This is a genomic window from Nocardia sp. CA-084685, from assembly GCF_050955785.1.
Taxonomy (GTDB): Bacteria; Actinomycetota; Actinomycetes; order Mycobacteriales; family Mycobacteriaceae; genus Nocardia.
This window is the reverse complement of the sequence record NZ_CP192094.1, coordinates 6,439,068-6,453,396: the sequence shown is the minus strand read 5'-3', so window position 1 is coordinate 6,453,396 and position 14,329 is coordinate 6,439,068. Positions and strand designations below refer to the sequence as shown.

The window sequence follows — 14,329 nt, the reverse complement described above, 5'->3', positions numbered from 1 at the left end:
TCGCAACAGCGACTCTTGTTTTTTCGAACACTCGGTATAATATTGACAGTCGGTGCCGCACGTCAACAGTCGCACCGAGCGCGAGGCCGTCGACCGATCGGTGAGAAATCCATGACAATGACTGAATCCAATTCGCGGACAACGGACTTGGGGAATGCCGCGACGCTGACCGAGCTGTACCGGAGAATGCTGACGATTCGGCGGTTCGAAGAGCACGCCGCCCGGCTCTACCGTGACAGCCGGATACCGGGTTTCCTGCATCTGTCCATCGGCCAGGAGGCATCGGCGGTCGGCGCCTGCTGGCCACTGGACGACCGGGATGTGGTGACTTCGACCCATCGCGGCCATGGCCACTGCATCGCCAAGGGCCTCGATGTCGACGGCATGTTCGCCGAGCTCATGGGCAAGGAGACCGGAACATGTAAGGGGCGCGGTGGCTCCATGCACATCGCGGATCCGCGCAAGGGAATCTTCGGCGCGAACGGCATCGTGGGCGCCGGTCTCCCGATCGCTGTGGGTGCCGGTACCGCCGCCCAACTGCACCGTAGCGGCGGCGTGGTCGTCGCATTTTTCGGCGACGGCGCCATCGCGCAGGGCGTCTTCCACGAATCGGTCAACCTGGCAGCGGTGTGGGACCTGCCCGTCATCTTCTTCTGCGAGAACAACGGCTACTCCGAATTCTCCGCGGCGGCCGACCAGCACCGGGCGACCCTGCGCGAGCGCGCGGCGGGCTATGGCGTCGAATACCACGGGGTGGACGGCAATGATGTCGTGCAGGTCGCGGCACTACAGCGCGAGCTCGTTGCTCGGCTGCGTGCCGGTGCGGGCCCGATGATCGTCGAGGCCACCACCTACCGCTGGCACGGGCACTACGAGGGCGATCCCGAAAGCTACCGGGACGCCGAAGAACTCGCCGAATGGAAGAAGCGCGATCCGCTGGTACTGCTCGGTGACACCATGCGCGGGCGCGGGATGGCCGAGCAACTGGGCGTCGTCGAGCGCGAGGTCGACGCCGTGATCGAGCACGCTATCGAGCAGGCCACCGCCGCGCCGTACCCCGCCGCCGAGACGGTCGGTGATTTTGTCACCACACCACGTGCCGACATACCGGAACCGGCCACACCGACCGGCGGATCGCTCAAGATCATGCATGCGATCACCAATGCGTTGAATCGGGAGCTCGCGGACGATCCGACCGTGTTCCTGGCGGGCATCGATGTCGGAAAGGGTGGGAATGTCTACGGATTGACGCGCGGTCTGGCCGAGAAATACCCCGGCCGCGTCCGTGACACCCCGATTTCCGAAAGCGCGATCATGGGGACAGCGGTGGGTGCGGCGATGGCGGGCTACCGCCCGGTCGTCGAACTGATGTACTTCGACTTCATCGGCGTCTGCCTGGATCAATTGATGAACCAGGCGGCCAAATTGCGATTCATGACCGGCGGTGCGGTGACCATGCCCCTGGTGGTACGCACCCAGTTCGGTGCGGGCAAATCGTCCGGCAGTCAGCATTCTCAGAGTCTGGAGGGTCTGCTCGCGCATATCCCCGGGCTGACGGTGGTGATGCCGTCGACTCCGGCCGATACCTATGGCTTGTTGCGCGCCGCGATCCAGGACCCCAATCCGGTGATCTTCATCGAGAACCGCCTGCTGTACGGCAAGAAGGGGCCCGAGCCGTCCGCGGATCACCTTGTGCCCCTTGGCAAGGCGATCGTGCGACGATCTGGCGTCGACGCGACCGTGGTTTCGTATTCGAAGATGATGTACGACTGCCTTGCCGTCGCCGACCGCCTGTCCGCCGAAGGCATCGAGGTCGAGGTCATCGATCTGCGGACCATCAGTCCGCTGGACTTCGATACCGTCCTGACCTCATTGCGCAAGACGAATCGACTGGTGGTTGTCCATCAGGCCGTCGGTGAATTCGGAGTCGGCGCCGAACTGGCCGCCCGCGCGGTCCGCGAGGGATTCTGGTACTTGGACGCGCCGGTGATCCGAGTGACGGCCGGTCCGACACCTGCGCCGTACACCCCGGCGCTGGAGCAGCTCTGGCTGCCGGACCAGGCGCGCATCGAGGCCGCGATTCGCGAATCCCTGGACGCCCATCCGTGACCGACACCGACACGGTAGTTTCTACCGACCGTTCACTCTGCGTATACTCGGTTCGCACGCGACCGCGGGAGGGATGAAATGGCTCGACCACCAGGACACGGACCTGCCTACGAGGTCAAGCGGCAGGAAATCATCGATACGGCCGCGGCGCTATTCGCGAAAAAGGGATATGCCGCGACCGGGATCATCGAGATCGGCGACACGGTCGGCCTGGCCAAGGGTGCGCTGTACTACTACATCGGCTCCAAAGAAAATCTGCTCGTTGAAATCCAGGGCAGAGTGCTCGACCCATTGTTGGTCGTCGCCGCGCGCATCCAGGAGTTGGATGCCGCGCCGCTGGTCAAACTTCGGTTGTTGTCCGAGGAATTGCTGAATGTCATATTCGAGCGCCTGGATCATATCTGGGTGTACGAACACGACTATCGCCAACTGACCGGCGAGAATCTTTCGCGCATGCTCGAGAAGCGCAAAGAAGTCGAGAATGTCGTGCGGTCCTTACTGGTCGACGCGATGGCCGACGGATCGCTGCGCAAGGCCGATCCGACCTTGGCCATGCTGCAATTTCTCAATATGCACAACCGCACCTATCAGTGGCTCGATCCGGATAAGCGGTGGGATGCGAAATTCCTGTCGAAGTCCTACTGCCACACGCTCTTCAACGGTTTCGCCGACGGCGAATGTGATCTCGAGGCGCTGGAGGCGCAGGTCGAGGCGCAGACAGTGGCGACTTAGCGCCTGGCATCTGATCGATCCGAAACGCCGCGTTCGACAACCGTGTGTTGTCCGATGCGGCGTTCGGCGTTTCCAAGGTCGGCAGGGGAGACCTTGACAGAATTGCAGTTTTAGTTTTGTATACCGAGTGTTCTAATTAATTCACCGTCCCCGACACGGGAGGCCGACATGGGTTCGAGGCTCGAAGGCAAGACCGCGGTGGTAACCGGCGCGGGTGGCGCGCTCGGCTCGGCGGTCGCGCTGCGCTGCGCCGAGGAGGGGGTTCGCGATCTCGTGCTCGCCGATCTCGATGTCGATGCCATGGCGTGGCTGGCGGATACCTTGCGCACCAAGGGAATTTCCGTGGCAACCGAACGGCTGGACGTCGCCGACGGTGACGAATTCGACGCGCTCATCCGCTCCGCCGTCGAGCGCAGCGGCACCGTCGATGTGTTGGTGAACACCGCGGGCATCGTGTCGCCGAACGCCCGCATCCACCATCTGTCCACCGAGGACTGGCAGCGCACGATGTCGGTCAACTTGACCGGCACCTTCCATGGCATCCGCGCGGTTGCCCGTGCACTGCGCAAGAAGGCGAATGTCTCCATCGTCAATATCGCCTCCGTCAGCGGGCTGACCGCTTGGGCGCATGCCGCGCCCTACTGCGCCTCGAAGGCCGGGGTGATCCACCTGACCCGCGTCGCGGCACTCGAATACGCCAAGGAGGGAATTCGGGTCAACGCGGTCTGTCCCGGCACGTTTCCGACGGCCGTGCACGAGGGCCTGCCCGCCGAAGCGATGAATGCGATCGAGGCCAAGCATCCGCTCGGATTCGGTGCGCCCGCCGACATCACCGGCGCGGTCGTCTATCTCGCCAGCGATGAATCGCGGTGGGTCACCGGGCATTCCCTTGTTGTCGACGGCGGCTACTCATTGCCGTGATGTGGCGGAACCGCCGCACATGGTTGTCTGCCGCACCGCAGTTGATTAGTCTGACCGGTACAGAAAACTTCCAGCTTCCTCTTCACAGCGAAGGCCCGTGAATGTTCAACTTCGCCGCCGTATTCGACCGGAACGCGCAACAATACGCAGCCGAAATCGCACTGTCCGAAGGCGATCGGGCCCTGACCTACGCCGAGCTGCGCACCCGAGTGCACGCGCTGGCCCTCGCACTGCGTGAGCTGGGAGTCGCACCGGGCGATATCGTCGCCGTGCTGCTGTACAACCGCACCGAATTCGTCGAAACCATGCTCGCCGCCAATCACATCGGCGCCGCGATCATGCCGCTCAACTATCGGTTGTCCCCGGCGGAATGGCAGTACATTATCGAGCATTCGAATGCCGGTGCCATCGTGACGGAGTCCGAGTTCACCACGGGCATCGACGCGTTGGCCCCTTCCTTGCCGCAGCTGCGCCACCGCGTGACGCTCGATGCCGCACCTGATTCGTCATGGCTGGAATACGACGCGCTGGTCGGAGCGAATGTCGGCCGGACGACGGACGTGGCCGATGTGGAAGCCGATGCGCTGCAACGACTTATGTACACCTCGGGCACGACCTCGCGCCCGAAGGGCGTAATGATCTCCCACCAGAACCTGACCTGGAAGAATCTCGCGCATATCCTCGAATTCTCGCTGACCCCCGCGGACAACACCCTGGTGTGCGGCCCGCTCTACCACGTAGGCGGAATGGATCTGCCGGGTCTGGCCACCTTCCATGCGGGTGGGCGGCTCAGTCTGATCCGCCGTTTCGATGCCGCCGCGGTCATCGACGCGATCGAACGGCTGCGCCCGACCAATGTCTGGCTGGCGCCGTCGATGATGAATGCCCTACTGCAACTGCCCGATATCGTCGATCGCGACACCTCATCGATTCGCTTCATCACCGGCGGTGGCGAGAAGATGCCGATTCCCTTGCTCGACCGGATCGCCGATGCGTTTACGGGTGTCTGGTTCGCCGACGCGTACGGTCTGACCGAAACCGTCTCCGGCGATACCGTCAACGATGCCGAGCACATGCGATCGAAGGTCGGCTCGGTCGGGCGGCCGGTGGCCGATGTCGAGGTCGCCATTGTCGACGAGCGTGATATTCGTGTTCCGGCCGGGCAACTCGGTGAGATCGTCATTCGCGGGCCCAAGGTGACGTCGGGCTACTGGCGTGACGAGGCAGCCACCCGCTCGGCCCTGCGCAACGGATGGTTCCACACCGGCGATATCGGCCGCCTCGATGAAGACGGCTACCTCTACATCGAGGACCGCAAGAAGGACATGATCGTCTCGGGTGGGGAGAATATCGCCACCCCGGAGGTCGAGCGGGTGCTCTACGAGAATCCGGATGTCGTCGAGGCGGCGGTGGTCGGCATACCCCACCCGCGCTGGGGCGAGGTGCCGAAGGCATTCGTGGTGCTGCGTCCCGGTAGCCACTTCGACGCCGAGGCGCTCAGGGATTTCTGTCGCACCCGCTTGGCGAAATACAAAGTGCCCGCGGAGATCGAATGCATCGACACCTTGCCGAGAACCCCTTCCGGGAAGGTACTCAAGCGCGTATTGCGCGACGGGACCGCGTGATTCGCTTACACGGCCGTCGCTATGTCGGCTCTGCGCGGAAGAGGGTGTAGTCGAGGTCTGTCGGTTTCCGAGGTCGGTCCGCACGGTTTTTCATGCTCGTCTGCACTCCTATCCGGGCGCGGCGAGACGTGCGCCGGGGAACGAGCTATGCACCGTCGTTGCCATCGCGCAGGGAATGGATCATGCTCCGCAGGATCCGGAACGCGTCTGCCTGCTCGGTCTCGGTCATCCCCGCCAGCAATCTGACCTCGACGGACCGGACCGCTACGGTCGCCTTCTCGAGGCTCCGTCGGCCGCGAGGCGTGAGCCGCGTGGGAAGAACCTTCCCGACGGGTGCCTCCGCGGGCCTGGTCACGTAGCCGTCTCGTTCCAGGGCCTGGAGCAGCACGTTCATCGTCTGCCGTGTCACGAACGCGCCCCGCGCGAGCTCGGAGTTCGACAAGCCCGGTCGTTGAGCCAGCAGCTCGAGGCAGGAATAGTGCGTCACGCTCATCCCGAGCGGCCGCAGCACCTCCTCCATGGCTGCACGCAGGGCGCTCGACGCCTCTTTCAGCAGGTAGCCCAGTGACGTCTCCAGGTCGACGCCGGCACCGTCTCGGTCTTGACTCATGTCAGCATTCTGACATAGATTGAGCCGTGTCAGAAGACTGACACGAAGAGAAGGAGCATCATCATGCCCGCCACCGGCCCCGACTTCATCTCGCTCCAAGCGCGCGACCTCGCCGCTTCGCAGGCGTTCTACGAGCAGTACCTCGGCCTCGTCCGCTCACAGACCGGACCTCCGCACGCCGTCGTTTTCGAGACCAAGCCGATCGCGTTCGCACTCCGCGACATCGTTCCCGGCACCGATCTCGCCTCCGTTGCGCAGCCCGGCATCGGTGCCGCGATCTGGCTGCACGCCACAGACGTCCAGGCCATTCACGATGCACTGGTCGCCGACGGTCACACCATCGTCTCCGCACCGATCGACGGCCCCTTCGGTCGGACTTTCACCTTCGCCGACCCCGACGGCTACCAGGTCACTCTCCACGACCGCGCCTGACAGGCCGAACGCCACCGGAGGATCACCGGCCCCGAGGACCGGGTGGCACCTAAGGCTCGAGAATCCGGGCGACACTCGTTGCCTCTCGCAGTTGACGGCCGGCGTCAGGCCCCGACTACACCCTCTATGTCCATGGAGGTCCCCTACCGGTCAGCGGCGGGCGGAGGCGACGTCCTCCCGCACACCTTTGACGCCGTCGCACAACGACTCTCCGCGCCACACGCCGCTCTGAAAACCAGAAGCTATGCGCGAACTCGGATTGACCGGGGTTGAGATCAGCGGGCGGACCCATCGTGACGTTGGGCTCGTCAGGATAGGAACGTTGTGGTGCCGGGGGGGCTCAGGCGAGGGCGAATTCTCCGTCCGTGATGCTCATGGTGAAGGCATTCCATTCGCTGGGCGTGAAGACGAACGCCGGCCCGCGTGCCCGGCGTCGGGATGGGGGCGTCGTGATGAACCCAGACGTTCTGCTCACCGCGCCGAATATCTCTGTGGCTGCGCCGAGGTCGAGTTGGCCAACGCAAAGTTGCGGCGGCACCGTGCGTGCCGCATCCAGCGGTGCGCGTGGAAGCGGGTCGCGTCCTACACACTCGTGTGGCACGGCCGGATCGTGCCATCGAAGCTGAGCCCGCCGAAAGCGCGGAATCGACTTCCCTGTCGACACCATCGACCGTGCCCTCGCCGAGGGCGCACCCGAACTCCTGACATTGCGGCAAGTGCTGGACGGGCTTGCCCAACTGGCACTGCCGCCGACTTCCCGCCGCAACGGCGGCGAGAGGTAATCGGCATTGGTGCATGGCAGATTGTGCACAGCGTCCTAGTGGTAGTCGTGTGCTGTGCGTTCGCGATGGTCGGGCGGGTCGCGTGTGGCCGATGAACCAGCCGCGCCGCGACCGACCCACCAAACGTCACTGCCGATTGCGCCCGGTCGAATGGCCGAAGGCGTGGACGTGCGGCCTGCCAGAGGAGCCGTTCACTCTCGCCGATGCCCATGCGGCGATGCAACTGCACCGCGAACACGACTGCGCCCGCGCACGCCGCCTTCGACGCACTGGTCGTAGCCGGACGCGTCCACCCCGATTCGACACGCCGACACCGATTCTGGGGCAAACCCCGGTAAACCGACACAAAAGACGCACCCCAGCAACAGCAATGCCACCCCCCCCACCCCACCGCAGATCGGATCCGAATGACGGACGGGAGTTCGCGCATACCTTCGATGCGGTCGCACATCGACTCTCCGCACGACACACCGGCCGGAAAACCAAAAGCTATGCGCAAACCCCGATTTGGCGCCCGTCCGGAGTCGGCGCCGATATCCGGCGGATACGGTCACCGGCATGAGCTGGTGGGGTTTGGTGCAGGCCAGGCTGATTCGGGACATGGTCGCACTGGTGCAGGCGGGCGTGAACATCCTCGAGGTCGCCATGTCGGTCTGCTTCGGTAGCGCGGTGCCTTCAGTCGCGCCTTCCACGCCTTCGCGGGCTGCACCTCGGTCGAGTACCGCCACCGGGTGGCCGCCCGATGAGTCGGCCATGGTGTAGCCAGGTACACCATCCATTCGGGAGCGCGCTTCCTCGCCCCGGCTTGTCGTCGTCGGCATCGTTGGGGTAGAGAACTTCCGTGTCAGACTGGAGAATATCATTCTCTTAATTTCTCGACGACGACATCGGTTTCGATGAAGCTGGTTACCTGCGTGGCGTACTTCGCACTCTCGGGCTGCCAGGCGGGGCCCGCGGCCGACAACAGGAGGATCGGATGACGACAGTAGGCATCGCGACCGGTGCGGGCCGGGGCATGGGCAATTCATGTGCGCAGCGCATGGTGGACATGGTGGACGTGCTGCTGCTCGTCGACCGGGACGAGGCGACGGTGACCGCGGCGGCCGAGGAACTGGACCAGGCCGGGCGCGCGAGCGTCGAACCGTTCGTCCTCGACATCACCGACGTCGACGGGTTGGCCCGACTCGCAGCGCGCACAAGCGAACTCGGCACACTGCGTGCGGTCGCGCACGCGGCGGGCATCTCACCGAGCATGGGGGATTGGCGCCGGATCTTCGAAGTCGACCTGATCGGCACGGCTCGGCTGGTCGAGGCGCTACGGCCGCTCGCCACGACCGGCACGGCGCTGGTGTGCTTCGCGTCCATGTCGCCGCTGCTCGATCCCAGCGTTCCCGACCCCGCCGCATTGGCGATTCTGGACGAGCCGCTCGACGAGAAGTTCCTGGAGCGCTTGCGCGAGACGCTCGGCGGATCCATCGAGAACACCGGCATCGCCTACAGTTGGGCCAAGCGCGGTGTGCACAGGTTCGTTCGGCAGGAGGCGCTGCGCCTCGGTCCGGCCGGTGCGCGCATTTGTTCGGTATCGCCCGGCATTATCGCGACTCCGCAGGGCAAACAGGAAGCCGAGAAGCATCCGATCATGGCCAGGCTGGTCGAGGGCACGCCGCTGCGGCGGATGGGCAAATCGGGTGAGGTGGCCGCCGTAGTCGCCTTCGCGCTGTCCGACCAAGCCAGCTTCCTCAATGGCATCGACCTGCTCGTCGACGGCGGCGCGTATGCCGCTGTTCAGGTCGCGGCCGAGAAATAGGTTCACTCTTTGTCGGGCTCGGCCACTCATGGCCGAGCGACCGGTACTGCTGGTATTGATTGTACCGACCGATAGGTCTAACATTCGATTGTTGCCTGGCACGAGGCAGTCGAACGGAGTCGCAGATGAGGTTTGTTCGCGAGGTAGTCGCGTGACCGCGCCGGACGGTGTGCTGGTGGTCGGTGCGTCGGCGGCCGGACTGTCGACGGTCGAATCACTGCGGCGCAAGGGTTTTCATGGCGCGATAACAGTGCTCGGCGATGAGCCGCATGCGCCCTACGATCGGCCGCCGCTGTCCAAGCAGGTGCTTTCTGGTGTGTGGGAGCCGGACCGGGCCGCGCTGCGCAAGCAGGAGGTGCTGGCGGCGTTGGATGCCGAATTCGTACTCGGGGCCGCGGCGACGGGGTTGGATCCGACGACCCGGACCGTGCGCACTGCTACCGGGCACGAATTGCGGGCGGAGGCGGTCGTACTTGCGACGGGAGTGCGTGCGCGCACCTTGCCCGGCCAGGACGGCCTGACCGGGGTGCACGTATTGCGCACACTCGACGACGCACTGGCGCTTAGGGCGGATCTACTGATCGGCTCGCGATTGGTCGTCGTCGGCGAGGGCGTCCTCGGTGCCGAAATCGCTGCCACCGCACGTACGCTCGGGCTGGACGTGACCATGACCGGCCCGCAGCCGGCCCCCATGGGTTTGCAGGTCGGGCCCATGGTGTCGAAACTGTTGGCGGACTTGCACACCGAGCGCGGTGTGCGACTGCGGCTCGGCACCGGCGTCATCGGCCTGGACGGCGTGGACGGCCGGGTTACCGGCGTGCGGCTCGGCACCGGCGAGGTGCTGCCCGCCGATGTGGTGGTGGTCGCGATCGGCGCGGCCCCGGCGACCGAGTGGCTGAAAGACAGTGGGCTGCGGCTGGATAACGGTGTGGTCTGCGATTCCCGCTGCCGCGCCGCCGAGGGAATCTACGCCGTCGGTGATCTTGCGCGGTGGCATCACGAGCTGTTCGGCGAGTTGATCCGCCTGGAGAACCGGACCAATGCCACCGAGCAGGCCGCGGCCGTCGCGGGGGTGATCATGGGGGAGGACCAGCCATACGTGCCGGTGCCCTACTTCTGGACCGATCAATTCGACGTGAAGGTCCAAGTGCACGGCAGGCTTCCCATCGGCGCCGAGGTAGACATCGTCGACGGTGACCCGGCGGGCGGAAGGTTCGTCGCGCGCTACCGCGATGCGGGTGTCGTCACCGGCGTCCTCGGCTGGAATATGCCCAAACAGACTCGCCTGCGCCGACAGGACATCGTCGATGCGCTCGCGAGTCCGGCGGCCACCAGCGCTGCGCCCTGATTGCCTTCAGCCCCAGTCCAATTCACCGAAAGACCAGGAGATACCCGATGAAGGTCGTCATCGACGAAGACAAGTGCGTCGCGGCCGGACAATGTGTCGCCGCCGCTGCCGAGGTGTTCGACCAGCGCGACGAGGACGGCATCGTGGTGCTGCTGAACGAACACCCGTCGGCCGAACAGGCCGAGGACGTCCGTCAGGCGGCGGCCGTCTGTCCCGCGATGGCGATCTCCATCGAGGAATGAAATGTCGACCCAAGGAGAGCCGATAATGGCCGAGACCGTGGATATCCCCGAGTACCCGACGCCGCGAGATGCCAAGTGCCCCTTCCTTCCGCCGCCGGAATTGCGCGAACTGCACACCGCCGGTCTGCCGCTGTCGCGGGTCCGCACCTGGGATGGCCGGACTCCATGGCTCATCGCCTCGCATGCCGCTCAGCGACAGGTCATGGCCGATCCGCGGGTCAGCGCCAACGACCATCTACCCGGATTCCCGTATATGACCCCGGCCATCGCGGAGACGATCCACGACCGGCCCAAGACGCTGTTCGACACCGACGGCGCCGAGCATGCGCGGTTGCGCCGGATGCTGACGAACTCGTTCACCCGCGGGCGGATGGAGAAGGTTCGACCGGCGATCCAGTGGGTAACCGACGAACTCATCGATAAGATGCTGGCTGGCCCGAATCCGACCGATCTGGTGGAGGCGCTCTCGCTGCCGCTGCCGTCGCTGATGATCTGTGAGCTGCTCGGTGTGCCGTATGAGGATCACGACTTCTTCGAGGAACACGCCAAGATCACCAATGGTCGGGAGGTGACCCCCGAGGAGAACAACGCCTCGAATGCGGCGCTCGGCGCTTATCTCGGCAAGCTGATCGTGGCCAAGATGGAAAACCCTGAAGAGGACGTGGTCTCCGACCTCGCGACCCGGGTCAAGGCGGGCGAGCTGGATATGCCCGGCGCCACCATCATGAGCATGATCATGCTCATCGCCGGTCACGAGACCAGCGCGAATATGATCACGCTCGCGACCGCGCTACTGCTGCAGAATCCGGATCAGCTGGCGCTGCTGCGCGAAACCGAGGATAAGAAGGTCATCGCGGGCGCGGTCGAGGAACTGCTGCGCTATCTGACCATCCCGCATCTGCTGCAGCGGCGCATCGCCACCGAAGATATCGAGGTCGAAGGCCGCAGGATCCGAGCGGGGGAGGGCATCATCAGTTCGTTGCCCGCGGCCAACTTCGACCCGAAGGCCTTCCCCGAGCCTGAGAAGCTCGATCTGCAGCGCGAGGCGCGTCATCATCACGCGTTCGGCTGGGGCCCGCACCAGTGCATCGGCCAGCAGCTCGCGCGCATCGAACTCGAGGTCGTATTCGGCACCCTCTACCGCCGTATCCCGACGCTGCGGCTGGGCGTCGACTTCGATCAGCTGCGGTTCAAGGGTGATTCGCTCGCCTACGGCATCTACGAACTGCCTGTTGCCTGGTAGCGAACAGTATCCTCATTCGACGGCGTCGATGCCGCCGTCATCTTCCCGACTCTGTCGCTGTTCGTGCTGTTCACCGACGACCACGAGTTGTCGATGGCGCACGCGTGCGTCTACAACGGTTCCATTGTCGAGCGCTCCTATACAAGGACCGGATGCGCCCGACCGCCGCCATCCCCGTCACCGATGTTCCGGAAGCGGTCGCCGAGATCGAATGCTGTGCTCGCGCCGGACTCGGGACCATCCTGCTGCCGGAGCTTCCGCCGGTGCTGCACTGGTCGCGGTATTACGACCCGATCCGGGCGGCCGCGCAGGCCAACGGCATGCCGGTGTTCTTTCATGTCGCCACCGGCAGGGTTCGGTCAAGGAGGAACCTCGCAGACAGCGGTCACCGTCAAGGCGCTGATGATGGCGGTCAATATGGGCAAGGGGCAGCTCACCGATGACATGGTGGCGGGCCGGACCATGCGCGTCGGCAATACCGCCTCGGCGATTCCACCGGGCATCATCGCCGATCTGGTCGGCGGTCGCGTGTGAACGCATTCCGAATCTGCACTTCGACCTGGTCGAGTACAGCGCGGGCCGGCTCGTCTCGTACCTGGGCGTGGTGGACCGCTCGTGGCGGTCGGGCACCGGACAGGACCCGGACTGGTGGCTCGGTTTCTGGGACGACACCCGCTCACCGAAGGATCAGCCGACCATGGGACGGCTGTTCAGCATCAATGCCAAATGGCCATGGCCGCTGAAGCCGAGTGAACACGTACAGCGCCAGATCCACGTCCAGTTCGCCGATGACCCGACCGCGGTCAAGGCCCGCCACATCACCGGGTTGTCGACGATCATGTGGGGCAACGATTACCCGCACGCCGAGGGAACTTTCCGCGGCAGCGCCGAATGCATTGCCGAGAATTTCGAAGGGATTCCCGACGACGATCGCGGCCATCCTGGGCGGCACCCTCGCCGATATCGTCGGCTTCGGCAAGTCCAAGAAGCTCGCGGAGGTTTCCGAGGGCGTCTGACCCGCGCTCGCATGCCCGGAGCGCGGCCACTCCGGGCACGTCGCGTTGTCAGTTGCCCCTCGTCGGCCGGATTCGCCGACAGGTCCACGCCATTCGGGAACCACCATGGCGCCCTTGCCGGCGAGCAGGAGTGTCGAGCACTCCCAGCAGGAGGGGGCCGCGAACCGGCTTCATCGGCGGATCCAGCTGTCAGAACAGGTAGCGTCCGCCGTTCACGCTGAGCGTCTGTCCCGTGACGTAACCGGCTTCGTCGGAGGCGAGGTAGGCGACCGCGTGGCCGATGTCCTCCGGCTGCCCGGCCCGCTTCATCGGCATATGCGCCGCCGCCGCTTCCACATCGATGGTCTGGCGGGTCAGCGGGGTGTCGATGAATCCGGGCGGAACGTGGTTGACCGTAATTCCCTGTTCGATGAACTCGACCGCCAGCGCCTTGGTCAGGCCGATCACGCCGCCCTTGGATGCCGCGTAGTGGGCCATGCCCGGGGCTCCGGTCTGCGCGGATGATGAGGAGATATTGATGATCCGGCCCCATCCGGCCGCGAGCATGTCGGGGATCAACGCCTTCGTGACCAGGAAGGGACCCTTGAGATTGATCCCGATCATCCGATCCCAAGATTCCTCGGCCAAGCTCGTGAAGGGCTCGTATGTGGTGATTCCGGCATTGTTGACCAGCACGGTGACGGGTCCGAGTTCGGCGTGGGTGCGGGCTGCCGACTCGGCGATGGCGTCGGCATTCGCCGCGTCGCCCGCCACCGCGATGGCTGTACCGGTCGCCTCGCGGATCGCGGCGGCGGTCTTCTCGGCGTTTTCGAGGTTCAGATCCCAGATCGCGACCGCGGCGCCTTTGGCCGCGAGTACCGTCGCGATGGACTTGCCGATCCCGCTACCGCCGCCGGTGACGACGGCGATTTTGCCTGCAAGTGACATTTTCGTTCCTTTGCGTCGAAATCGGTTGCCGGGCTGGGCTATTCACCCAGCGCGGCCCGGGCGGCGGTACGTGCCGCGGTCGCGCGCGGGAATCCGGCATAGCCGCTGGAGTGGTAGATGACCTCGGCGATCTCGTCCTTGGTAAGTCCGTTGGTCAAGCCGATTCGGACATGGTGGCCGAATTCGTTCTCGGCTCCGAGTGCGATCAGGATGCCGAGGGTGACCAGGCTGCGATCGCGTGGCGTGAGCCCCTCCCGGCCCCACAGCTGGGCCCAGACGCTGACCAGACCGATCTCGACGAGGTCCTCGCCGATCTGGCCGTCACGCAGGTCGATATCGCCCTCGGGAAAGACGCCGGGTAGGGCCGCGCGCATCACCGCGAGACCCTCGGTGCGCAAGTCGGTGTCCTTGGTTGTCATCAGCGACTCCCATCGCATTCTGTGGTGCTACAGGTTGCCTGCAATCTTAGAACAATCGGTCGGTACAATCAATGCTGGCGAGGCTGTTGATTCCGCTCGGATTCGCCTCTAGTCTC

The 14,329-nt window shown here is 64.8% G+C and carries 15 protein-coding genes; 11 read left to right on the top strand and 4 right to left on the bottom strand.

Features of this window, described 5'->3' with window-relative positions; translation table 11 throughout:
• Nucleotides 1–15: 15 nt before the first annotated feature.
• The 4 genes from ACQP2U_RS28750 to ACQP2U_RS28735 all read left to right on the top strand — a co-directional run bounded on the left by ACQP2U_RS28750 (nt 16) and on the right by ACQP2U_RS28735 (nt 5,387).
• Entirely contained in the window at nt 16–2,109 is a 2,094-nt protein-coding gene (locus tag ACQP2U_RS28750; RefSeq protein WP_433710321.1) for an alpha-ketoacid dehydrogenase subunit alpha/beta, read from the top strand.
• Between the two features lie 78 nt (nt 2,110–2,187).
• On the top strand, nt 2,188–2,841 hold the full coding sequence (locus tag ACQP2U_RS28745) for a TetR family transcriptional regulator (RefSeq protein ID WP_397028242.1): 654 nt from the start codon (nt 2,188–2,190) through the stop codon (nt 2,839–2,841).
• Nucleotides 2,842–3,009: 168 nt separating this feature from the next.
• Complete coding sequence (locus ACQP2U_RS28740; protein ID WP_433710320.1) at nt 3,010–3,762, top strand: SDR family NAD(P)-dependent oxidoreductase; 753 nt, start codon at nt 3,010–3,012, stop codon at nt 3,760–3,762.
• A gap of 101 nt (nt 3,763–3,863) precedes the next feature.
• Entirely contained in the window at nt 3,864–5,387 is a 1,524-nt protein-coding gene (locus tag ACQP2U_RS28735; RefSeq protein ID WP_433710319.1) for an acyl-CoA synthetase, read from the top strand.
• Between the two features lie 145 nt (nt 5,388–5,532).
• Here ACQP2U_RS28735 and ACQP2U_RS28730 read toward each other — a convergent pair whose 3' ends face one another.
• Complete coding sequence (locus ACQP2U_RS28730; RefSeq protein ID WP_433710318.1) at nt 5,533–5,997, bottom strand: MarR family winged helix-turn-helix transcriptional regulator; 465 nt, start codon at nt 5,995–5,997, stop codon at nt 5,533–5,535.
• Nucleotides 5,998–6,060: 63 nt separating this feature from the next.
• Here ACQP2U_RS28730 and ACQP2U_RS28725 point away from each other — a divergent pair, with 63 nt between their 5' ends.
• The 7 genes from ACQP2U_RS28725 (at nt 6,061) to ACQP2U_RS28695 (ending at nt 12,385) form a co-directional block, all read left to right on the top strand.
• Nucleotides 6,061–6,429, top strand: a complete 369-nt coding sequence (locus ACQP2U_RS28725) for a VOC family protein (RefSeq protein WP_433710317.1) — start codon at nt 6,061–6,063, stop codon at nt 6,427–6,429.
• 1,340 nt (nt 6,430–7,769) lie between these two features.
• Nucleotides 7,770–7,973: a hypothetical protein gene (locus tag ACQP2U_RS28720; RefSeq protein ID WP_433710316.1), complete on the top strand. Its 204-nt coding sequence runs from the start codon at nt 7,770–7,772 to the stop codon at nt 7,971–7,973.
• A gap of 214 nt (nt 7,974–8,187) precedes the next feature.
• A complete protein-coding gene (locus ACQP2U_RS28715; protein ID WP_433710315.1) occupies nt 8,188–9,018 on the top strand; it encodes an SDR family oxidoreductase in 831 nt (276 codons plus the stop codon).
• A 151-nt stretch (nt 9,019–9,169) separates the two neighbouring features.
• A complete protein-coding gene (locus ACQP2U_RS28710) occupies nt 9,170–10,366 on the top strand; it encodes an NAD(P)/FAD-dependent oxidoreductase (RefSeq protein ID WP_433710314.1) in 1,197 nt (398 codons plus the stop codon).
• A gap of 47 nt (nt 10,367–10,413) precedes the next feature.
• Entirely contained in the window at nt 10,414–10,608 is a 195-nt protein-coding gene (locus ACQP2U_RS28705) for a ferredoxin (protein WP_433710313.1), read from the top strand.
• Between the two features lie 25 nt (nt 10,609–10,633).
• On the top strand, nt 10,634–11,851 hold the full coding sequence (locus ACQP2U_RS28700; RefSeq protein ID WP_433710312.1) for a cytochrome P450: 1,218 nt from the start codon (nt 10,634–10,636) through the stop codon (nt 11,849–11,851).
• Nucleotides 11,852–12,187: 336 nt separating this feature from the next.
• Entirely contained in the window at nt 12,188–12,385 is a 198-nt protein-coding gene (locus tag ACQP2U_RS28695; protein WP_433710311.1) for a hypothetical protein, read from the top strand.
• Between the two features lie 142 nt (nt 12,386–12,527).
• Here ACQP2U_RS28695 and ACQP2U_RS28690 read toward each other — a convergent pair whose 3' ends face one another.
• The 3 genes from ACQP2U_RS28690 to ACQP2U_RS28680 form a co-directional block, all read right to left on the bottom strand.
• A complete protein-coding gene (locus ACQP2U_RS28690; RefSeq protein ID WP_433710310.1) occupies nt 12,528–12,791 on the bottom strand; it encodes a hypothetical protein in 264 nt (87 codons plus the stop codon).
• A 265-nt stretch (nt 12,792–13,056) separates the two neighbouring features.
• Nucleotides 13,057–13,794, bottom strand: coding sequence for an SDR family NAD(P)-dependent oxidoreductase (locus ACQP2U_RS28685; RefSeq protein ID WP_433710309.1), 738 nt, complete (start codon nt 13,792–13,794; stop codon nt 13,057–13,059).
• 38 nt (nt 13,795–13,832) lie between these two features.
• Nucleotides 13,833–14,213: a carboxymuconolactone decarboxylase family protein gene (locus ACQP2U_RS28680; RefSeq protein ID WP_364342383.1), complete on the bottom strand. Its 381-nt coding sequence runs from the start codon at nt 14,211–14,213 to the stop codon at nt 13,833–13,835.
• Between the last annotated feature and the right edge of the window lie 116 nt (nt 14,214–14,329).